This is a genomic window from Tepidamorphus sp. 3E244, assembly GCF_046159835.1.
Lineage (GTDB): Bacteria > Pseudomonadota > Alphaproteobacteria > Rhizobiales > Tepidamorphaceae > JACKJK01.
In genome coordinates this window covers 22,337-43,051 of the sequence record NZ_JBJXCY010000002.1, presented here as the reverse complement: position 1 = coordinate 43,051, position 20,715 = coordinate 22,337, and the positions used below count along the sequence as shown (strand labels likewise).

Below are 20,715 nucleotides of genomic sequence, written 5' to 3'. Positions count from 1 at the left end.
TCTTCTATCGAACCGCGGATCGCCGGAGGTCGAGTGTCATCGGGAATTCCGGATGCGACGCGTCCGGATGCGGCGCGCGCCCGCCGGGAGTATGGCCGTGCGACTCGAACCGTGCAAGGCGGCGGGCCTGCGCCTCGTTGCCGTTGACGGGGAAGGTGTCGTAGTTGCGCCCGCCGGGATGGGCGACATGGTAGATGCAGCCGCCGAGCGGGCGTCCGCTCCACGTGTCGAACACGTCGAAGGTCAGCGGTGCATCGACGGGTAGCGTCGGGTGCAGTGCCAGCGCCGGCTGCCACGCCTTGTAGCGTACGCCGGCGATCTGGGTACCGCCCTCGCGGGTTGCGTGTAGCGGCACGCGCACACCGTTACACGACACCGCGTAGCGTTCCGGCGTATCGGATTGCAGCTTCACCTGCAGGCGTTCGACGGAACTGTCGGTGTAGCGAACCGTGCCGCCGATTGCGCCGGTTTCACCCAGCACGTGCCACGGCTCCAGCGCCTGCCGCAGTTCCAGCTTCGCGCCCTCGTATTCCACCTCGCCGCAGAAGGGAAAGCGGAACTCCGCTTGTGCCTCGAACCATTCCGGGTCGAGGTCGAAGCCGTGGGCTGCGAGATCGGAGAGGACGTCGCGGAAGTCCTCCCAGATGATGTGCGGCAGCATGAAGCGGTCATGCAGTCGGGTGCCCCAGCGCACCGGGTCGCCGGTGATCGGGGAATGCCACATGCGGGCGATCAGCGCGCGGATGAGAAGCTGCTGCGCGGCATTCATCTTGGGGTCGGGCGGCATCTCGAAACCGCGAAATTCAACGAGGCCCAGTCGGCCGGTCGGGCCATCGGGGGAATACAGCTTGTCGATGCAGATCTCGGCGCGGTGCGTGTTGCCCGTCACGTCGATGAGAATGTTGCGCAGCAGCCGGTCGACCAGCCACGGCTGGAGCGGGGGCGCCTCGCCGGGGGCGGGAATGTTGGCGAGCGCGATTTCGAGTTCGTACAGGCTGTCGTGACGCGCCTCGTCGATGCGGGGAGCCTGGCTCGTCGGTCCGATGAACAGCCCGGAGAACAGGTAGGATAGGCTTGGATGGCGCTGCCAGTAGAGGATGATGCTCTTGAGCAGATCGGGACGGCGCAGGAAGGGGCTGTCGAGCGGCGTGGATGACCCCACGACCACGTGGTTGCCGCCGCCGGTGCCGCAATGACGGCCGTCGATCATGAACTTGTCCGCGCCGAGCCGCGTCTGGCGGGCTTCCTCGTAGACGATCTCGGTCGTCGCGACGCATTCGTCCCAGTTGGAGGCGGGATGGATGTTCACCTCGATGACGCCGGGGTCGGGCGCGACGCGGATGACGTTGACGCGCGGATCGGTCGGCGGGGCATATCCCTCGATGTGGACGGGCAGGTTCAGTTCAGCCGCCGAGGCTTCGACGGCTGCGAGCAGTTCGAGATAGTCCTCGAGCTTCTCGACCGGCGGCATGAACACGCAAAGGCGGCCGTCACGCGGCTCGATGGCCAGCGCGGTGCGCACGTGCTCGTTCGACTTGCTGGCCTTCTGTTCAACGACATTCTGCCCGGCCTCGATGCCCTGGAAGGATGCGACTTCCTGCGTGTGGCCGGGGCTGACCTCCGGCTCCGTTTTCGCGTCCGCCTCCGGCTGGTCAAGCGGCGCGCCATTGTCGCCAAATTCCGGCAAGGGCGCGCGCGGCACCGTGGGGTCGGCGATGTTCACGTAGGGAAATTCGGTCTTCGGAATGTGGGGCAGGGCCTCCAGCGGCAACCGGTAGCCCACCGGGCTGTCGCCGGGCACGAGGAACAGCTTGCCGCGCCGCGTCGTCCAGACTTCCGAAAGCCAGCGCGACTTGGTCGCCTTCGACTGCCAGCGCTGCACCGGCAGGACGTAGCCCGAAGGTTCGGTCAGGCCGCGTTCGAAGACGCGCGCCATGCGGGCGCGGGCTTCCGGGTCGCGCAGCTCGGAATTTTCCGGCGTCACGTTCTCCGGCAGGCTCGCTTCTTCCAGCAGCCATTCGGCCGGGTCCTCGTAGGCCGGCGACACGTTTTCGGAGGACACCGCGATGCGCCGCGCGACGGCCTTCAGGAGGGCTGCTGCGTCGTCGGGCGTCGGCTTGTGGTCGGCATCCTCGGTGGCGATCAGGTCGGGGTTCTTCCAGATCGGCTTTCCGTCCTTGCGCCAGAACAGGGAGAACGTCCAGCGCGGCAGGGATTCGCCCGGATACCACTTGCCTTGCCCGTAGTGCAGGAAGCCGCCGGGGGCGAACCGCTCGCGCAGGCGGCGGATCAGTTCGTCCGCGATGCCGCGCTTGGTGGGGCCAACGGCGTCTGTGTTCCATTCACCCGATTCAAAGTCATCGATGGAAACGAAGGTCGGCTCGCCACCCATAGTCAGCCGCACGTCGCCGGCTTCCAGTGATTCATCGACTTTGCGCCCGAGTACGTTGAGCCGCGTCCAGCTCTCATCAGAGAACGGCTTGGTGATGCGCGGATGCTCAGCAACGCGGTTCACCTCCATGTGGAAGTTGAATTCGACCTCCGCCGCGGTCGCCAGACCGGACACTGGCGCGGCATTGCGGAAATGCGGGGTTGCAGCCAGCGGGATGTGGCTTTCGCCCGTCAGCAGACCGGAGGTCGGGTCGAGGCCGATCCAGCCCGCGCCGGGGATGTAGACCTCGCACCATGCGTGCAGGTCGGTGAAGTCGTGGTCGGTGCCGGCAGGGCCGTCGAGCGAGACGAGGTCCGGCTTCAACTGGATGAGATAGCCTGAGACGAAGCGCGCGGCAAAGCCGAGATTGCGCAGCACCTGCACCAGCAGCCAGCTGGTGTCGCGGCAGGAGCCGGACTTGTTCGACAGCGTTTCTTCCGGCGTTTGTACGCCCGGTTCCATGCGGATCAGGTAGCCGATCTCGCTCTGGAGGCGGGCGTTCAGCTCAACGACGAAATCAACGGTTCCCGTCGTTTCGCGCGGGACGGTGTCGAGGAAGGCCTGCAGCAGCGGGCCGGCGGGTTCAGGCGTACGGTATATTACGAGATCTTCGAGTATGTCTTCCGAGTACTCAAACGGCCATTTCTCCGCACTTTCCTCCGTGAAGAAGTCGAACGGGTTGTAGACCGCCATGTCCGCGACGAGGTCGACCTCGATCTTGAATTCACGCACTGGCTCGGGAAACACGAAGCGCGCCATCCAGTTGCCGTAGGGGTCCTGCTGGTGATTCACGAAGTTTGGTGTCGGGCCGACCTTCAGCGAGTGAGAAATCACCCGCGTACGGCTGTGGGGCGCGGGTCTCAGCCGGATGATCTGCGGGCCCAGCGTGACCGGACGATCGTACTTGTAGTGGGTGAGGTGATAGACAGCCGCCTGGATTGACATGAATGACCTTCGGTTTGCGGATTTCAGCCCGAACGGGCGCGCAGAACTGTGCCTTGCAGCATAGGGTCCGCCGGGCGCGGTGCAAGCGCGGAGGCCGCATTGTGCGGGTCGCACAAGGTCTTGCAGGGGGTGCGCGCCGCCTCAGTCGAGCGTGCCGGCATACCACCGGCAGGTGCGCGCTATGCCTTCCGCGATCGGCGTCGCAGCCGACCAGCCGAGAACGTCCTTCACCTTCGTCACGTCCAGCATGCGCTTGCTGACGCCGACGAAGCGGTTCTCGTTGAAGACAAGCTTACCTTCAAAACCGGAAGCCTTCGCGATCTCGCGGGCAATATCACCGATGGCATCGGATTTGCCGGTGCCAAGATTGAGGACGGGTTCGCTGGAATGCAGCGCCGCGGCGATGATCCCGTCGGCTGCATCGTCCACATAGAGGAACTCTCGCTCCTGGTTACCGTCGCCCCAGACTTCGACCTGAGGCGTGCCGCACTTGGCCGCGCGCACGAACTTGCCGACGAGCGCCCCCATGACGTGGCTGTCCTCGGCGAAACTGTCGCCGGGGCCATAGATGGTGGGCAGGATGACACTGGTGGTATTGGCGTCGTGCTCGACTTTGTAGGCGCGCTGACCGATCATCATCGCCTTCTTGGTCAGGGCATAGGCGAAGAGGTAATCCTCCGGCTCCGTGCCGTAGAGCTCGCTCTCGGGGTGCGGATCGGAGTGCGAGGGATACATGCAGTAGGACAGGATCGACGTCATCTTGGCCTGCGGCATGAAGCGGTTCCACGCCTCCAGCACGTTCACGTTGATCGACATGTTGACGAAGAACTGCGTGGCGGGGTGCGTCACCGGCCAGTCGCCCGCCTTGTAGAGGGCGGCGAGATGGATGATGTGATCGCAGTCTTCCCGCCAGGGGCGGCTTTCAAACCACGCAAACGTGTCATCGCGCGAGGCCAGGTCGACATCCCTGGAGCCGAGCGCGTGAACCGTGACGTCCGGGCCGAAACGCCTGCGGATGATCTCGGCAAGCCTGCTGCCGACGAAGCCGGTGCCGCCGGTCACGATCACGTTTTTCATGGTCGGCGCGCTCACAGCTTGAACCCTCCCGCGACGGCTTCCGCACCGACGATGCGCGTGCGCGGAACCGGCACGATGAACTTGCCGCCGGTTTCGAGGTAGTCGGCGTATTTCTGGACGAGGAACGGTGCGAAGTTCCATGCCAGAACGAGGTAATAGTCCGGCTGCTTTTCAAGCTTTGACTCGTCCACCACCGGGATATGCGTTCCGGGAGACAGCAGGTCGATCTTGTAGGGGTTCACTTCAGTGAGGACCTCCACGAGGTCCGGCCCGATATCGGCGTAATTGAGCAGTGTCGAGCCCTTCAGCGGGGCGCCTAGGCCATAGACGGTGCGGCCCTCGGCCTTGATGCGTTCAAGCTGGGCTTTCAACTCATCCATGTTGGAGCGCACGTCGCGCGCGAAGGCATGGTAGGCCTCGATGCTCTCCAGCCCGTCGGCGCGTTCCTTCGCCATTGCCTCTTCGACGGTAGGGGCGGTCTGCTTGTCGAAGCCATCACGGACCACGTAGGCGACGAACGAGCCGCCGTGGATATCGTAGTGTTCCACGTCAAGCAGGCGCATTCCGTGCTGTGCAAACAGCCGGTGCAGCGCGCCAACCGAGTGGATGCAGGAATGCTCGTGGTAGAAGTGGTCGAATTCCAGCTTCTCCATCAGGTCGCGCATGCTGACGCACTGGGCGACGAAGACGGTCCGGTCATCCATCAGCACGTCGAGGCCGGAGATGAAATCGTGCAGGTCAGGTACGTGATAGAACACGGCCGCCGCAGTAATCAGTTTCGGGGCGTGGCCCGCATCCCTGATCTTGCGCGCCGACTGCTCGTTGAAGAAGCCGCGTATGACCTCGTGCCCCTTGTCGCGGGCGCGACCAACGACGCGCTCACCCGGATCGATGCCTAGCGTGTCGATGTCGGCAGTGCGGAAGGCGTCGAGGAAGGTGCCGTCGTTGCAGCCGATATCCAGCACGAGATCGCCGGGGCCAAGCCCCAGTTTTGCTGCGATGTGCGGCGCAAGCGCATTGAAATGCTCGACCACTGGTTTGTTCACGCCGGTCAGGTAGGGGTGGTCGGAGAACAGGAATTCCTGCGAGGGAAATTCCGCGATCTGGACCTGCCAGCAATCGGTGCAGACAGCCATCTCGAGCGGGAATGTCGGCTCGTTGGCGAGCTCGGATTCGGGCAGGAACAGGTTCCCGTTGGGTTGCCTGCCAAGGTCGATGAACGTTTCCACGGACGAGCCGCGGCAGTTCATGCAGGTTGGGCTGGTCATCAGGCGGCTCCGGGTTTGTTTCGTTGCGCGACCTCGTGGTCGGCAAGGCCGAGATAGTCTTTCAGGACCGTGTCCATCTCGGTGTTCATATCTTCGCGGGCGGCCTTCGCCAGCGCCGCGTAGCGCGGATAATTGTTGGCGACGTCGGCAAGTGCCTGCGCGAAGCCATCGATCGTTTCGGGGCGCGGGGCGCTGAGCCGGTCCTGCCAGTCGCCCATGGCGATGCCTGGCGTCAGCACGATCGGTCGGCCCACATTGACGCCGTCAATCAGCAGGCCGGTGCTGCGCAGCCAGTAGGCCTTTCCATCATAGGGCGCGGCCAGGACATGGGAACGCTGTACGAGCGTCGTGTACGCGTCACTGCTCAGACTTCCCTCGATGCGCTCGATTGTCACGCCGCTGCCGGCGAGGCGCTCATCGAGGTCGTCGGACAGGTTCACGACCGGGTGCTTGCGCCGGCGGTGAATGGGCGGAACCGGGACGGTCCGGACGATAAACCGGGTCGGCGGCATCTCGCCTCGCCGCACCAGGTCGGCGGACGCCAGGATGATCGCTTCCAGCTTGTCTGGGCCTTGCTCGCTCCTTTGAGATGCGAGGAAGCCGACGACATATTCCGCCTTCGGGTCACCGGCCTCCGGCACGTCGCCGGTCTGGAGATCCGTCATGCGAATGAGCCAGGGACGCATGTCTTCAAAACCGTATACGGCCATGAAGTGCTGCGTCATCTCGATGTTCTCGGAGTAGGCGTGAGCCTGTGGCAACGCCTTGATGATGCGCCCAGTTTCCCGCAGGCCCTCTTCGCTGCCGGTACCATCCATCGCCTGGTCGAGGGTGAGAAACCGGATATGGGCCGATGGCCGCTGGTCTTCAGGCATGTCGGCAATGACGGAGCACAGCGCGCGCACGCGTGCGCCGGTGGCCGTGTGGAAGATGATGATGTCGCCGGCTCCGAGCCCGCAATCGGCAACGATACGGGCGAGCGTCGCGCGGTCGCGCTTCTCCCGCTCCGCGATGGCCCCAGGCCCCTTCGCCGATCCGAAAAGAATTTCCCTGAGACTGCGCGTGCGCGGCCAGCCGATGCGGCGCACGTTCGGCGCGAACACCGCGCCGGGGTCTGCGTGCGGGTGCATCACCACGGTGATCTCGTGGGAAGATAGGTCTTCGGTGAGCGATTTGCTGATCGCGTACTGGTGGCCGCGCATTTGGCGGCCGGCGGGATCAAAAATGAGGATCTTGCGCATGGTTTGGGTTCTTGCACCGGCGCTCAGCCTGCGCGGGCGGCCTCCTCTCGCGCGATTGCAAGATCGGCTTCCATCATCTCGGTCACGAGACTCTGGAAATCGGTGTCGGGCTTCCACCCGAGAACCTTGTGCGCCTTGCTCGCGTCACCGATGAGTTGGTCGACTTCGGTCGGACGGAAATAGCGCGGGTCGATCCGGATCAGCGCGTCACCGCTCTTCTTGTCGATACCGACCTCGTGAACGCCCTGGCCATGCCATTCGATCGTGCGGCCGACATGCCGGCAGGCTGCCTCGATGAACTGGCGTACCGAATGGGTCACACCGGTCGCGATGACGTAGTCGTCCGGCTCTTCCTGCTGGAGCATCATCCACATCGCCTGGACGTAATCGCGGGCGTGGCCCCAATCGCGCTCGGCGTCGAGATTGCCGACATAGAGGCAATCGTCCAGCCCGGCTTCGATGCGCGAGACGGCGCGCGTGATTTTGCGCGTGACGAAGGTTTCGCCGCGCCTGGGGCTTTCGTGGTTGAACAGGATGCCGTTGGAGGCGTGGATGCCATAGGCCTCACGGTAGTTCACCGTGATCCAGTAACCGTAGAGCTTCGCAACGCCGTACGGGCTGCGCGGATAGAATGGGGTCGTCTCGGTCTGCGGCACTTCCTGAACCATGCCGTAGAGCTCGGATGTCGAGGCCTGGTAAAAGCGCGTCTGCTTTTCCATGCCGAGAATCCGGATCGCATCGAGCAGGCGCAGCACGCCGAGCGCATCGGAGTTTGCCGTGTATTCCGGGCTCTCGAAACTGACTGCGACATGGCTCTGAGCTGCGAGATTGTAGATCTCGGTCGGCCGTATCTGTTGCATCAACCGGATCAGGTTGGTGCTGTCGGTGAGGTCGCCGTACTCGATGAAGAACCTCGAGTTCGGATCACGCGGGTCCTGGTACAGATGATCTACCCGCATCGTGTTGAACGACGATGCGCGCCGCTTGATACCGAAGACGACATAGCCTTTTGAGAGCAGCAGCTCGGCCAGATACGCGCCGTCCTGACCGGTAATCCCGGTGATGAGTGCAGTCTTGGTCAACGTCTTGCCGTCTCCGGGTTGATCCGCGGCTAACGACACGGCGGGAACAGTATCGCTTAGCTGGCCGCCGATTTGGTGCTGGCGTCTGCCCTGTTCTGGAAAACTTTCGCGGCGGCCACAATAACAAATCACACGCAAGGTGGCGGAAAGATGCCGGCGAACGGTACGCAGTCGGACGCGCGCTCGCACCTAGGTGAAGAACACGCGCGCAAGCGCGAATACGCCGCCGCCCAAGACTGCAAGCGATCCGAAGACCCAAAGTCCGTCTCTTGCGATCAATCCGACTGCGACGAGCAAGACCACGAAGCCCAGTATAGAGGATGAAAACGGTACGAACTCCATCATCGGCATGGCCAAACCGCATGCCAGGCACAGCAGGTGGACGACGGAAACGAAAGGCGGGACGAGTAGCCATGTCAGGCGTTTGCGCGTGACGGCGTCGATCCAGCGCGCCGGTGTGTGCAGCCGCTTCACCCAGCGCTGCATCCGGGCCGCATCGACATCCTTCCTGAGCAGCAAGTTCGGCAGCCAGAGGTGATTGCGCCCGAACAGCATCTGCACAGACACCAAAGCGATGATGATGCCGATCATGCTGGACAGGCCGGGAATGCCGCTGAGCGGCGTCACGACGATGAGGGCAGGGACCAGAAGCAAGGGCGCTAAAGTCGAGTGCCCGAGCGCATCGAATATGTCAGCGAGGCTGACGTCGCCGTCGCCGCCCAGGCTCTCGAGGGTTCCGAGCGTGTCGTAGATTTCCTCGCCCTCGCGTGGTGCAGCAGGGGGCTGACTCTCGCGCGCGTGCGGTTCCGCGCGCCGCGCGGCTGACACGCGATATGGCGTTGTGGGGATCAGGACAGTCTCCGGGTCGACGTTGGCGGCAGGCGGAATTTCGCCTGCCAGACAGATCAACGCGAGGTCGGCGGACGCGTTCCCCATGGAACCGTGACCGGCTGCTTGCGTTGGTCAGAAAGCACCGTGAACGTTGGCGCACCGCATTGCGCCCGTTCACTGGACACCCGCTCCAGACACACATTTTCAGCACGCAGAGAGGATCAGCCGATGACCGACAAGGCAAGCGCAAGCAAGGTTCGCGAGATCGATCTGGCGTCCGACAAGATGGGCCGCAACAAGCTGCAGGGCGACGACCAGTACAATGTTCGCAACCAGCGGCAGGAGCAGGCCGAGGCCAAGGTCGAGACGGACGGCGTCGTGGAGAGCTTCAAGAAGCTCGACAAGGATTACCGGGCGGAAGAAGACCTGAACAAGGGCGCCCGCGACAAGTCGTGAATCACTCGTCGTAGTTCATTGCATTGAAGACAGAACTGGCGCCGGAGGGCTGACCTCTCCGGCGCCATTTTTTTGCTCGGCCGGCTCTGGGCTAGTGGTTGATCTGCCAGGGGCGGTTTGAGGGAAATGTCTTCGATCCGTCCGGGCGGTAGACGGCCTTGGACTTCTTCGTTCCCGAACAGCATGAGCAGCCCGAGCCGTGACCGGTCGCCTTGGACGAGGAGGGCGCGTGCTGCGACTTCTCGTTGGTGGCATGGGCGGTGCGGACCGCGCCGTCCATCAGGGCGAAGTTGGGCGCCCGCAGGATGGCTCGCGGCGATGCCCCGCCACAATCGGGACAGTCGCAGGTTTCATCGGACTGGGCCATCGGCCGGATCTCGGTGAAGGGGCCGCAGGTTCCGCATTCATAGTCGTAGTAGGGCATCGCGTTGTTCCTTGCTGTGTCTCAGGCGTCAGCGGATCAAAGATCGGGTGCCAGCGGCACGTCGACCGACCCGTCGAGATACTTGGTCGGACCGTCGTTGCCGGGCATGACGTCGAACTCGAAGACGTCGGTCGGCAGCCAGAGCGTCGCGCAGGCGTTTGGAATGTCGACGACGCCGGAGATGTGCCCCTGGCAAGGCGCGGTGCCGAGGATCGCGTAGGCTTGTGCGCCGGAATAGCCGAACTTCTTCAGGTACTCGATGGCGTTGAGGCAGGCCTGGCGGTAGGCGATGTGGACGTCGAGGTAGTGCTGCTCGCCGGATTCGTCGACCGAGATGCCCTCGAAGATGAGGTAATCGTCGTATTTCGGCGTGATCGGGGAGGGACGGAAGATCGGATTCTTGATCCCGTACTTTTCCATGCCGCCCTTCAGCAGGCTGACGCGCAAGTGCAGCCAGCCGGCCATCTCGATGGCGCCGCAGAAGGTGATTTCGCCATCGCCCTGGCTGAAGTGCAGGTCGCCCATGGAAAGGCCCGCACCCTCGACATAGACCGGGAAGTAGATCTTCGAGCCACGCGACAGGTCCTTGATGTCGCAGTTGCCGCCGTGTTCGCGCGGGGGAACCGTGCGTGCACCTTCGGCTGCCGCCTTGTCCCGGGCATCGCCCGTCATCTTGCCCATGTGGGCCGACTGCGTGTTGGGCAGGGCTGCCAGCGGCGGCGTGCGGTCCGGGTCGGTGTCGAAGAGCTTCTTTTCACGCTCGTTCCAGGTGTCCAGCATCTTGCGGTCGGGCAGGCACCCGATCAGGCCGGGGTGGATGAGGCCGGCATACTTCACGCCGGGCACGTGGCGCGACTTGGTGAACATGCCGTCGATGTCCCAGATCGACTTCTGGGCCTCGGGGAAGTGCTCGGTCAGGAAGCCGCCGCCGTTCTGCTTGGAAAAGAAGCCGTTGAAGCCCCAGAGCATCTCTTCCTTGGCACCGATGTCTAGGATGTCGACGACGAGCAAGTCGCCCGGCTCGGCACCCTTCACGCCGATGGGGCCGGACAGGTAGTGGACCTGCTCCAGTTCCACGTCGCGTACGTCGGCTGCGTCGTCGTCGTTCTTGATCTGGCCGCCGGTCCAGTCATAGGTCTCGACCTTGAAGTCGTCGCCCGGCTCGACCCAAACGGCGATGGGAATGTCCGGGTGCCAGCGGTTGTGGATGTTCTCGTTGGTGTGCGGCGACTCGCTGAGATCGACCGAAATGATTGTGTCAGCCATGTCCGTGCTCCTTTTCTAAGGGTCTTCAAGTTTGGTGGGATTGCCTTGTCCGTCAGTGCCGCGCCCGGTCACACGGACAGGAAGCCGGCAACCTTCTTTTCGTCGATCCCGTCGCGCGGGCTCTCGTGGACGATCTCGCCCTTCTCGATCACCAGCACGCGGTCGGCCATGTCGAGCGCGAAGCTCAGCACCTGCTCCGAACACACGATTGAGAGGCCCTTCTCGTCGCGGATGCGGCACAGGGTGCGCGCCATTTCCTTGATGATGGAGGGCTGGATGCCTTCAGTGGGCTCGTCGAGCAGGAGAACCTTGGGCTTGGAGGCGAGCGCGCGGGCGATGGCCAGCTGCTGCTGCTGACCGCCTGACAGGTTGCCGCCGCGCCGGTCCTTCATTTCCAGAAGCACGGGGAACAGCTCGTATATGTCGTCGGGCACCTTGCTTTCGCCGGTCACCGTCAGGCCCGTCTCGATGTTCTCCTTCACGGTCATGGTGGAGAAGATCATTCGGCCCTGCGGCACGTAGGCCATGCCATTGGCGACGCGCTGGTAGCTTTCCATGGCGGTCACGTCGGTATCGTCGACGCGGATATGACCCGACTTGGTGGGGACGATGCCCATCATCGACTTCATGAGCGTCGTCTTGCCCATGCCGTTGCGGCCCATGATGGCCACGATCTCGTTGGGTTTGACCTCGAAATCGAGGCCGTGGATCACTTCGCTCTCGCCGTAGGCGACGTGGAGATTGTCAATCGCAAGCATGTTCGCCCCCTAGTGACCGAGATAGACTTCAACGACCTTGGGGTCGTTCTTGACGCGGTCCATCGACCCTTCGACCAGCACCTTTCCCTGGTGCATGACGGTGACGCGGTGGGCGATGTCCTCGACGAACTTCATGTCGTGCTCGATGACGATCACCGACTGGTTGTGGATGATGGTGTTGAGCAATTCGGCGGTCTTCAGCCGCTCCGCCACGCTCATGCCGGCAACCGGCTCGTCCAGCATCAGGAGTTCCGGGCTCTGGATCAGCAGCATGCCGATCTCCAGCCACTGCTTCTGGCCGTGGGAGAGGATCGCGGCCTCGGTGTTGAGGTGATCCTTCAGGAAGACCATGTCGGCAATTTCCTCGACGCGGTCGCGCACCTCGCCGTCACGGCGGAAGGTGAGGGCGCCGAACACCGACTTGCCGCGCGGAAACGACAGTTCGAGGTTCTCGAAGACTGTCAGTTCCTCGTAGATCGACGGATTCTGGAACTTGCGGCCGACGCCCGTGTGGACGATCTGGTGTTCCTTGAGGTGCGTCAGTTCCTTGTCGCGGAACTTGATCGATCCGGAGGTCGCCTTGGTGCGACCGCAGATCAGGTCGAGGACCGTTGTCTTGCCTGCCCCGTTGGGGCCGATAATGACGCGGATCTCGTTCTCGTCGACGTAGATGGACAGGTCGTTGACCGCCTTGAAGCCGTCGAAGGAGACCGTGAGCGCCTCAACCGAGAGGATGAAATCCTTATGGCTGGGGGGCGACTGGTTGGCGATGGGTGACATGGTTGCAGCCTCCTATTCGGCGGGCGAAGCGTCAGCCGCACCCGTTCCCGCCTGGCGCCGGTCGAGGCCGGAGAACATGCGGGTGAAGAAGGGTTCGACGTGGGTGCGGAAGAGACCGGCAATGCCGTTGGGGAAGAGCATCACGACGGCGATGAACAGTCCGCCCATGGCAAACAGCCACAGTTCCGGGAAGGTCTCGGAGAAGACGGTCTTCGCGTAGTTGACGATCAGCGCCCCGTAGATCGCCCCGAAGAGTGACAGGCGGCCGCCGACGGCTGCGAAGATCACCATTTCGATGGAAGGCACGATGCCGACGAAGGAGGGCGACATGAAGCCGACCTGCAGCGTGAACATCGCCCCACCGACAGCCGAGAGGGCCGCTGCAAAGCAGAAGATGAAGATCTTGAAGCCGGAGACGTTGTAGCCGGAGAAGCGGACCCGGTCCTCCTTGTCGCGGATGGCGATCATCAGTCGGCCGAACTTGGTGATCTTCACCAGCTGGGCGAGCAGCAGGCAGCCGAGCAGAAGGGCCGCGTTGACAAAGTAGAGGATCGTCTTGGCCTCGTCGGTGCGGATGTCCCAGCCTAGCAGCGTGCGCAGGTCGGTGATGCCGTTGACGCCGCCGGTATAGCCCTGCTGACCGATGATGAGGATCGTCAGGATGGCGGCGATCGCCTGGGTGATGATGGCGAAATACACTCCGCCCACGCGCCGGGTGAACATCGCAAAGGCGATGATGAAGGCGAAGAAGACCGGGACCGCGATGACCGCGAGGATCGTGAAGCCAAGCGAGTTGAAGGGTTCCCACCAGAAGGGCAGCTCGGTGATCTGGTTCCAGTCCATGAAGTCCGGGATACCGGGGGTGGACTGGATGGCCGTGTTCTCCGGGCTTGAGGATTCAAGTTTCAGGAACATGGCCATGCAGTAGCCGCCGAGGCCGAAGAAGACCCCCTGGCCGAGGCTGAGGATGCCGCCGTAGCCCCAGCACAGCACCAGGCCGAGCGCGACGAAGGCGTAGGTGAGGTACTTGCCGATCAGGTTCAGACGGAAGGCGTCGAGCGCGAGCGGGAAGACCACCACGATGAGGACCGTGAGGAGTGCGAATGCGATCCATTCGCGGCGCGTGAAGAACGGGTTCTGGAAGGTCATGTCCGTATGCTCCTCAGCGGCGGATCTTGAGGGCGAAGAGGCCCTGCGGACGCAGCATCAGGATGCCGACCACGGTCAGCAGCGTGAGCACCTTGGCCATGGAGCCGCTCATGAAGAATTCCATGGTCGATTGCGCCTGGGAGATGGTGAAGGCGGATGCGATGGTGCCGAGCAGGCTGGCCGCACCGCCGAAGACGACGACGAGAAACGTGTCGACGATGTAGAGCTGGCCGGCGGTCGGGCCGGTGGAGCCGATCATCGTGAAGGCCGACCCGGCGATGCCGGCGATGCCGCAGCCAAGGCCAAAGGTCATGCGGTCGACCATCTTTGTGTTGATGCCGACGGCGCCCGCCATGATGCGGTTCTGGATGACGGCGCGAACCTTCTTGCCCCAGCTCGAGCGGAACATCAGGACGTAAACCGCCACTGTGATGATGGTGGTCAGGCCCATCACGACGAGGCCGTTGATGGGGACCTCGATGATGTCGGTCAGGGAGATGGAGCCGAGGAGATAGTCGGGCAGGGTGACGCCGACTTCACGCGCGCCGAAGACGGAGCGGTAGAACTGCTGGAGGATGAGGCTCAGGCCCCAGGTGGCGAGCAGCGTGTCCAGCGGTCGCTTGTAGAGATGCCGGATTATCCCCCATTCGACTAGCATGCCGAGCGACCCCGACACGATGAACGCGAGGACGATCGCAATGAAGAAGTAGGCACCGAACAGGTCGGGCAGGAAGGCTGCGAAGAACTGGGAGGTGAAATAGGTGACGTAGGCGCCCAGGATCATGAACTCGCCGTGGGCCATGTTGATGACGCCCATCTGGCCGAAGATGATCGCGAGACCGAGGGCCATCAGCACGAAGACCGAAAACAGGATCAGTCCCGCGAAGCCCTGCATCGCCAGGATGGATGAGAATTCATAGTAGGTGTAGTCGCCGATCATCTCTGCCTCGCTCCACGCATGGGCGGCGGTTCACGCCCCCCGGCGCCACGGTGTTTCATGCGGGAAAAATGCCTGCCCCCGGTTGTCGGAGAGCTGCCGGGGGCAGGCGTCAGAAAGGCTTATTGGTAGCCTTCCGGGAACGGATCGGGTTCGACCAGGTCCGCGGTCTCGAAGACGACCTCGTACTGGCCATCCGCCTTGGCGCGGCCAACGCGGGTCTTCGACCACAAGTGGTGGTTCTCGTGGATCCGGACGTAGCCTTCCGGCGCCTTGTCGAACTCGATGCCCGGCAGGGCCATCTTCAGCGGGTCGATGTCGAAGCTGCCAGCCTTTTCGACCGCGAGCTTCCACAGCCACGGACCCAGATAGGCGGCCTGCGTCACGTCGCCGATGACGCTGTCGTCACCCCACATCTCCTTGAACGCGGACACGAATTCCTTGTTGTTCTCGTTCTCGAGAGACTGGAAGTACTTCATGCAGGCATAGGCGCCTTCGATGTTCTCGCCGCCGATGCCCAGGATCTCGTCCTCGGTCACGGAGATGGTGAGAAGCGTCGGGCTTTCCTTGGTCATGTCGATGCCGGCAGCCTTGAGCTGCTTGTAGAAGGCAACGTTCGAACCACCCACGACGATGGCGTAGATCACGTCCGGCTTGCGGAGCTTGATCTTGTTGATGACCGAGTTGAACTGGGTGTGGCCGAGGGGGTAGTACTCCTCGCCCTTCACTTCCAGGCCAAGCTTGTCCTCGATGTGCTTGCGCGCGATCTTGTTGGACGTGCGCGGCCAGATGTAGTCGGAGCCGAGCAGGTAGAAGCTCTTGGCGCCCTTTTCCTTCGCCACCCAGTCGAGGCCGGCGATGATCTGCTGCGTTGCTTCCTGGCCGGTGTAGATGACGTTCGGGCTCTCCTCGAGGCCTTCGTAGAAGGTCGGGTAGAAGAGCATGCCGTTGTACTGCTCGAAGACCGGCAGTACCGCCTTGCGCGAGGCAGACGTCCAGCAACCCATGACGGACGCGACCTTGTCCTGCACTAGGAGCTTCTTGGCCTTCTCGGCGAAGGTCGGCCAGTCGGATGCACCGTCTTCCTGGATGAAGTCGATCTGACGGCCGAGCACGCCACCGGATTCGTTGATCTGCTTGATGGCGAGCTTTTCGGCTTCCACCGAGCCGGTCTCGGAAATCGCCATGGTGCCGGTGATGGAGTGGAGGATGCCCACGGTCACCTTGTCGTCGGTGACGGCGAGGCCGGTCTTGTTGACCTCGGCGGTGGGGAAGTCCTGCGCACGGAGCGGACCGCCCATCGTGGCCAGGATCGGAATGGCGGACATGCCAGCAAGAAGCTGGCGGCGGTTCAACCCGTAGATGTTGGGTGACTTGGGATCGTTCGGCATGTTTTGAGCCCCGCTGGATTTGCTGCGTTCTGGGTCAGTCGGGCTGACAGTTTTGCTGCCAACTGCCTCGATCTTCGTCAGTGGTTGTGCACTGCAACAAGGGGGCATTTGACGTATATGCCGGGACTCAATGCCCCCTTAACATTCGGTAAATGGCTGCAAAAGCGCACTCAAATTGTGGAATTGGCGCAATTGGGGCGGGTTTTCAGCCGGTTCGAGGTGGGTCTGATTGTTTCCGCGCGAGGCGTGAGACCCTTGCCCCGACGGCCTTCGGACTGGTCCGCGTTTTGCATGTGCGAAGAGTGCGGCGAATCGAGCCGGACCGGCTGGCTGGGCACCACCGGGAACCGGACGCAACGGGAAGATGACGGGTGCTGGCTGAACGTGTTCCGCGTATCCGGCGGACCTATAACAAGTGGGTCGCCAACGAGACGCTCGAGGATTATGCCCTGCGCTTTACCGCGTATGGCGTGCGCCGCTTCTCGACGTCCCGCATTGCCAACACCGCCATCGGCGCGGTGTCGTTCCTCGCGCTGGAGGCCATCGGCGGCGCGATCACGCTGAACTACGGGTTCTTCAATGCGGCGATCGCCATCCTGGTGACATGCACGCTGATCTTCCTCGCCGGTATCCCGATTTCCTACAATGCTGCGCGCTCGGGCGTGGATATCGACCTGCTGACGCGCGGGGCGGGCTTCGGCTATATCGGCTCGACCATCACCTCGCTGATCTATGCGAGCTTCACCTTCATCTTCTTCGCCATCGAGGCGGCGATCCTTGCGACCGCGCTCCAACTCGTTCTCGGCATCCCGCTGGCCGTCGGCTACGTCATCTCGGCGTTGCTCGTCATACCGCTGGTGACGCACGGCGTGACCTTCATCAGCCGGTTCCAGGCATGGACGCAGCCGTTCTGGCTGGTGCTGCAACTCGCGCCCTTCGTGTTCATCGCCGCCCAGAGCATGGAATCGGTGCGCCAGTGGACCGGCTATACCGGCCTGCACGGGGCGGTCGGCGGCAACTTCTCGCTGGTGCAGTTCGGGGCGGCATCCGCCGTGCTGTTTTCGCTGATGGCGCAGATCGGCGAGCAGGTGGACTACCTGCGCTTTCTACCGCGCCCCACGCCCAAGACCCGCCGCAAGTGGTGGATGGCGATGCTGACCGCCGGTCCGGGCTGGGTCATCATCGGGGCGCTGAAGATTTTCGCCGGCTCGTTCCTTGCCTTCTATGCCTTCCAGAGCGGGGTACCGTTCGAGCTCGCCTCCGACCCGGTGCACATGTACCTGACGGTCTTCGGCAAGATGCTCGCGCAGCCGGAGCTGGCGCTGGGGCTGACCGGCATCTTCGTCGTCATCTGCCAGTTCAAGATCAACGTCACCAACTCCTATGCCGGGTCGATTGCGTGGTCGAACTTCTTCTCGCGCCTGACCCACAGCCATCCCGGCCGCGTCGTCTGGCTGGTGTTCAACGTGGTGATCAGCCTGCTGCTGATGGAGTTCGGCGTCTACAAGGCGCTGGAGCACATCCTCGGGCTCTATTCCATCGTCGCCGTTGCATGGGTCAGTGCCATCGTCGCCGACCTCGTCATCAACAAGCCGCTCGGCCTTTCGCCCAGGCACATCGAGTTCAAGCGCGCCCACCTTTACGACATCAACCCGGTCGGATTCGGGGCGATGTTCGCCGGCATCGCGCTGGCATTGCTGGCATATTTCGGCCTGTTCGGGTCGGAGATCGAGGCGCTCTACTCCTACGTGGCGCTCGTCGTGCCGTTCTGCCTCGTGCCGCTGATCGCGATGGCGACGCGCAGCGCCTTCTATATCGCGCGCACGCCGGAGCAGGGCTGGAAGGGGCTGGAGCGCATCCAGTGCTGCATCTGCGAGTACGAGTTCGACACCGAGGACATGGCCCGCTGCCCGGTTTATTCCGGGCCGATCTGCTCGCTGTGCTGTTCACTGGACGCGCGCTGCGGCGATGCCTGCAAGACCGACGCGCGCCTCGGTGACCAGGTTCGCAATTTCGCGACCCGGCACTTGCCTGCAACGGTTGCGGCTTGGGCGGGCACCACGCTTGCCCGCTACTGCGCGCTGATGGTCCTGACGCTGACCATCGTCGGCATGCTGTTCGGGCTGATCTACGTGGAAAGCACCATCGGCCCGCCGGGAAACCACTCCATCGGCCTGACGCTGTCGAAGATGTTCGTGATCGTGCTGCTGATTTCCGGCGTCATCGTGTGGCTCTTCGTGCTGACGCAGGACAGCCGCAACTTTGCCGAAGAAGAAGCCCGGCGCCACACCCAGCTGCTGCTGGCGGAGATCGACGCCCACCAGGAGACCGACCGCCAGCTGCAGGAGGCCAAAGAGGTCGCGGAAAAGGCAAACATCGCCAAGAGCAAGTACGTGGTGGGCCTGAGCCACGAACTTCGCACGCCGCTGAACGCGATCCTCGGCTATGCGCAGCTGCTCGACCGTGAGAAGGATCCCAAGCCGCTGGTCGCGAATGCGGCACGCACCATCAAGCGTTCGGGCGAACACCTCGCCGGGATGATCGAGGGCTTGCTGGAGATTTCCAAGATCGAGGCAGGCAAGGTCGAGATCGACCGCCACAAGGTTGCGCTGCGCCCGCTGCTGGACCAGATCGTCGATATGTTCACGCTGCAGGCGCAGTCCAAGGGCATCGGCTTCGAGTTCAACGCGCTGACCGGCATGCCGGCCTACGTCTTCACCGATGACAAGCGGTTGCGGCAGGTGCTCATCAATCTGCTGTCCAACGCGGTGAAGTTCACCGAGACCGGCAAGGTCACGTTCTCGATCGCGTACCGCAACGACATCGCGACCCTGACGGTGCAGGACACCGGCCCCGGCATCCCGCAGGAAGACCTTGAGCGCGTTTTCCTGCCGTTCGAGCGTGGCGCCCCGGACACCAGCGCCGGCATGGCGCCGGGGACAGGTCTGGGACTGACCATCACCCACCTGCTGCTCGACGTGATGGGCGGCGATCTCGCGGTCAACAGCGAGGTCGGGCAGGGCACGACCTTCGTGGTGCGCCTGATGCTGCCATCGGCCCAGCAGGGCGAGGAGAGCGCCGACACGATGCGCCCTGTCATCGGTTACCAGGGCCGGCGGCGCACCATCCTAGTGACCGATGACGACCCGGCGCACCGCGCGCTGGTGCTGGACCTGCTGCGGCCGCTGGGGTTCCGCGTGATGCCGGCGGCGAACGGGCACGCGTGTCTCTCGACGCTGGCGCTACACCGGCCCGACATCGTTCTGCTCGATGTTTCGATGCCGGACCTCTCGGGCTGGGAGGTTGCCAGCCGCATCCGCCACCGCCACGGCCCGGACCTGCCCGTGGTGATGGTGTCGGCTGATGCGGGCAACGAGCGCAACGTGCCCGAAAACCGCCAGCTTCACGATGCCTACCTGACCAAGCCCTTCGCGGTTCAGGACCTGCTGGAAACCATCGGCGCGCTCACCGGCGTGCAATGGATTCATGCCAGTGCCGCCGCGCAGGGCGATGAACCCGAGATGACCTTCGAAACGCACGAGCTGCCGGCTGCCGATACGCTGGACCAGCTCGCCATATTGGCGCGCGCCGGGCTGGACCGCTCGGTTCGCGCGCTTTTAGAGGAGACGCGGCAGACGCACCCGGCAACGAAGCGGTTCTGCACGCACCTCATTGACCTAATGGCCGGATACCGGATGGACCGGTTCCTGAACATTCTGGAGGACGCCCGTGGCCATGGCGCTTGAAACCGGACTGGACGCCCGCGTTCTGGTGGTCGACGATTCCCAGGAAACACTCTCGATGCTGCGCGATGCGCTGACGATGTCGGGCTTCGACGTCGACCTGGCAACGAGCGGGCGCAGCGCCCTCAACAAGATCCACGCGCATCAGCCCGACCTCGTGCTGATGGATGCCAAGATGCCGGGCATGGACGGGTTCGAGACTTGCGAGATCATCAAGGGCGAACCGGGTTTCACGGATATCCCGGTGATCTTCATGACAGGCTCCAACGAGACCAGTCATGTCGTGCGGGCTCTGGCCAGCGGCGGGGTGGACTTCGTCACCAAGCCGCTGCCGCTGGATGAACTCTTCGCCCGCATCCAGGTGCACCTCGCCAATGCGCGCAAGGCGATGTCGGCGCGCAAGGCGCTGGACCGCACTGGCCGCCGGATTGTCGCCACCACGCTACACGGCGAAATCCGCTGGGCCACGCATCAGGCCGAAAGCCTGATGATCTCTGCAGGCCTGCGCCACGGGACAGGCGACCGGATGCCGTGGGAGATCGTGGAGTGGCTTCAGACGGCAGCGGAATCTGATCCCTCAACCGTGCCATCCACGACGCTGAAGGGCGTGTCCGCCAGCATCGAGTTCCGCTTGCTGGATGCGAGCGATCACGCCGAGGTGCTGCTGCGTCTGGTGGATTGCACCAATGGCGGCGACGAGGAGCGGCTGTCGAACGCCTTCGGGCTGACGATCCGCGAGGCGGGCGTGCTGATCTGGATCACCCACGGCAAGTCCAACAAGGAAATTGCCGAGATCCTCGACATGTCGCCGCGCACGGTGAACAAGCACCTGGAGCAGATATTCAACAAGCTCGGCATCGAGAACCGCACCGCCGCCGCGACCATGGCCGTGCGGGTGCTGTGGTCGGAACTCTAGGACGAGTGTTGCGCCTACGG

The 20,715-nt window shown here is 63.4% G+C and carries 16 protein-coding genes; 3 read left to right on the top strand and 13 right to left on the bottom strand.

Features of this window, described 5'->3' with window-relative positions; translation table 11 throughout:
• Positions 1 to 4: 4 nt before the first annotated feature.
• From ACKTEK_RS08995 to ACKTEK_RS08970, 6 genes are all read right to left on the bottom strand, one after another.
• Positions 5 to 3,376 carry a DUF2126 domain-containing protein gene (locus tag ACKTEK_RS08995; protein WP_409164953.1) on the bottom strand — a complete coding sequence of 1,124 codons (3,372 nt, stop codon included), beginning with the start codon at positions 3,374 to 3,376 and terminating at the stop codon, positions 5 to 7.
• A 141-nt stretch (positions 3,377 to 3,517) separates the two neighbouring features.
• A complete protein-coding gene (locus tag ACKTEK_RS08990) occupies positions 3,518 to 4,453 on the bottom strand; it encodes an NAD-dependent epimerase/dehydratase family protein (protein ID WP_409164952.1) in 936 nt (311 codons plus the stop codon).
• 11 nt (positions 4,454 to 4,464) lie between these two features.
• Positions 4,465 to 5,721, bottom strand: coding sequence for a class I SAM-dependent methyltransferase (locus ACKTEK_RS08985; RefSeq protein ID WP_409164951.1), 1,257 nt, complete (start codon positions 5,719 to 5,721; stop codon positions 4,465 to 4,467).
• Positions 5,721 to 6,962: a hypothetical protein gene (locus ACKTEK_RS08980; protein ID WP_409164950.1), complete on the bottom strand. Its 1,242-nt coding sequence runs from the start codon at positions 6,960 to 6,962 to the stop codon at positions 5,721 to 5,723. Before ACKTEK_RS08980 ends, ACKTEK_RS08985 begins: the two co-directional genes overlap by 1 nt.
• Positions 6,963 to 6,985: 23 nt before the next feature.
• Entirely contained in the window at positions 6,986 to 8,044 is a 1,059-nt protein-coding gene (gene gmd, locus ACKTEK_RS08975; protein WP_409164949.1) for a GDP-mannose 4,6-dehydratase, read from the bottom strand.
• A gap of 189 nt (positions 8,045 to 8,233) precedes the next feature.
• Entirely contained in the window at positions 8,234 to 8,872 is a 639-nt protein-coding gene (locus ACKTEK_RS08970; RefSeq protein WP_409164948.1) for an exopolysaccharide biosynthesis protein, read from the bottom strand.
• A 231-nt stretch (positions 8,873 to 9,103) separates the two neighbouring features.
• On the opposite strand from ACKTEK_RS08970, the gene ACKTEK_RS08965 reads away from it, so the two are divergent.
• Entirely contained in the window at positions 9,104 to 9,331 is a 228-nt protein-coding gene (locus tag ACKTEK_RS08965; protein WP_409164947.1) for a hypothetical protein, read from the top strand.
• Between the two features lie 91 nt (positions 9,332 to 9,422).
• Here ACKTEK_RS08965 and ACKTEK_RS08960 read toward each other — a convergent pair whose 3' ends face one another.
• The 7 genes from ACKTEK_RS08960 to urtA all read right to left on the bottom strand — a co-directional run bounded on the left by ACKTEK_RS08960 (position 9,423) and on the right by urtA (position 16,036).
• A complete protein-coding gene (locus ACKTEK_RS08960; RefSeq protein ID WP_409164946.1) occupies positions 9,423 to 9,755 on the bottom strand; it encodes an FmdB family zinc ribbon protein in 333 nt (110 codons plus the stop codon).
• 36 nt (positions 9,756 to 9,791) lie between these two features.
• The gene (fmdA, locus tag ACKTEK_RS08955; protein ID WP_409164945.1) at positions 9,792 to 11,021 is read right to left on the bottom strand and encodes a formamidase; all 1,230 of its coding nucleotides are present in this window, start codon (positions 11,019 to 11,021) and stop codon (positions 9,792 to 9,794) included.
• A gap of 68 nt (positions 11,022 to 11,089) precedes the next feature.
• The gene (gene urtE / locus ACKTEK_RS08950) at positions 11,090 to 11,779 is read right to left on the bottom strand and encodes an urea ABC transporter ATP-binding subunit UrtE (RefSeq protein WP_409164944.1); all 690 of its coding nucleotides are present in this window, start codon (positions 11,777 to 11,779) and stop codon (positions 11,090 to 11,092) included.
• Between the two features lie 9 nt (positions 11,780 to 11,788).
• Complete coding sequence (gene urtD / locus ACKTEK_RS08945) at positions 11,789 to 12,559, bottom strand: urea ABC transporter ATP-binding protein UrtD (RefSeq protein WP_409164943.1); 771 nt, start codon at positions 12,557 to 12,559, stop codon at positions 11,789 to 11,791.
• Between the two features lie 12 nt (positions 12,560 to 12,571).
• Complete coding sequence (urtC, locus tag ACKTEK_RS08940) at positions 12,572 to 13,708, bottom strand: urea ABC transporter permease subunit UrtC (RefSeq protein WP_409164942.1); 1,137 nt, start codon at positions 13,706 to 13,708, stop codon at positions 12,572 to 12,574.
• Positions 13,709 to 13,721: 13 nt separating this feature from the next.
• A complete protein-coding gene (gene urtB / locus ACKTEK_RS08935) occupies positions 13,722 to 14,648 on the bottom strand; it encodes an urea ABC transporter permease subunit UrtB (protein ID WP_409164941.1) in 927 nt (308 codons plus the stop codon).
• 119 nt (positions 14,649 to 14,767) lie between these two features.
• Positions 14,768 to 16,036 (bottom strand): urea ABC transporter substrate-binding protein, encoded by a 1,269-nt coding sequence (urtA, locus tag ACKTEK_RS08930; RefSeq protein WP_409164940.1) that lies wholly within the window; start codon positions 16,034 to 16,036, stop codon positions 14,768 to 14,770.
• Positions 16,037 to 16,407: 371 nt separating this feature from the next.
• Here urtA and ACKTEK_RS08925 point away from each other — a divergent pair, with 371 nt between their 5' ends.
• Both ACKTEK_RS08925 and ACKTEK_RS08920 read left to right on the top strand, forming a co-directional pair.
• Positions 16,408 to 19,782, top strand: a complete 3,375-nt coding sequence (locus ACKTEK_RS08925) for an ATP-binding protein (RefSeq protein ID WP_409164939.1) — start codon at positions 16,408 to 16,410, stop codon at positions 19,780 to 19,782.
• A complete protein-coding gene (locus ACKTEK_RS08920) occupies positions 19,772 to 20,695 on the top strand; it encodes a response regulator (RefSeq protein ID WP_409166139.1) in 924 nt (307 codons plus the stop codon). Before ACKTEK_RS08925 ends, ACKTEK_RS08920 begins: the two co-directional genes overlap by 11 nt.
• Positions 20,696 to 20,715: the final 20 nt, after the last annotated feature.

Coding starts and splice junctions, on each gene's coding strand:
- ACKTEK_RS08965 (WP_409164947.1), top strand. CDS start 9,104: ATGACCGACAAGGCAAGCGCAAGCAAGGTTCGCGAGATCGATCTGGCG.
- urtB (WP_409164941.1), bottom strand. CDS start 14,648: ATGATCGGCGACTACACCTACTATGAATTCTCATCCATCCTGGCGATG.
- ACKTEK_RS08990 (WP_409164952.1), bottom strand. CDS start 4,453: ATGAAAAACGTGATCGTGACCGGCGGCACCGGCTTCGTCGGCAGCAGG.
- ACKTEK_RS08960 (WP_409164946.1), bottom strand. CDS start 9,755: ATGCCCTACTACGACTATGAATGCGGAACCTGCGGCCCCTTCACCGAG.
- ACKTEK_RS08920 (WP_409166139.1), top strand. CDS start 19,772: ATGGCGCTTGAAACCGGACTGGACGCCCGCGTTCTGGTGGTCGACGAT.
- urtE (WP_409164944.1), bottom strand. CDS start 11,779: ATGCTTGCGATTGACAATCTCCACGTCGCCTACGGCGAGAGCGAAGTG.
- fmdA (WP_409164945.1), bottom strand. CDS start 11,021: ATGGCTGACACAATCATTTCGGTCGATCTCAGCGAGTCGCCGCACACC.
- ACKTEK_RS08980 (WP_409164950.1), bottom strand. CDS start 6,962: ATGCGCAAGATCCTCATTTTTGATCCCGCCGGCCGCCAAATGCGCGGC.
- urtA (WP_409164940.1), bottom strand. CDS start 16,036: ATGCCGAACGATCCCAAGTCACCCAACATCTACGGGTTGAACCGCCGC.
- urtC (WP_409164942.1), bottom strand. CDS start 13,708: ATGACCTTCCAGAACCCGTTCTTCACGCGCCGCGAATGGATCGCATTC.
- ACKTEK_RS08985 (WP_409164951.1), bottom strand. CDS start 5,721: ATGACCAGCCCAACCTGCATGAACTGCCGCGGCTCGTCCGTGGAAACG.
- urtD (WP_409164943.1), bottom strand. CDS start 12,559: ATGTCACCCATCGCCAACCAGTCGCCCCCCAGCCATAAGGATTTCATC.
- ACKTEK_RS08995 (WP_409164953.1), bottom strand. CDS start 3,376: ATGTCAATCCAGGCGGCTGTCTATCACCTCACCCACTACAAGTACGAT.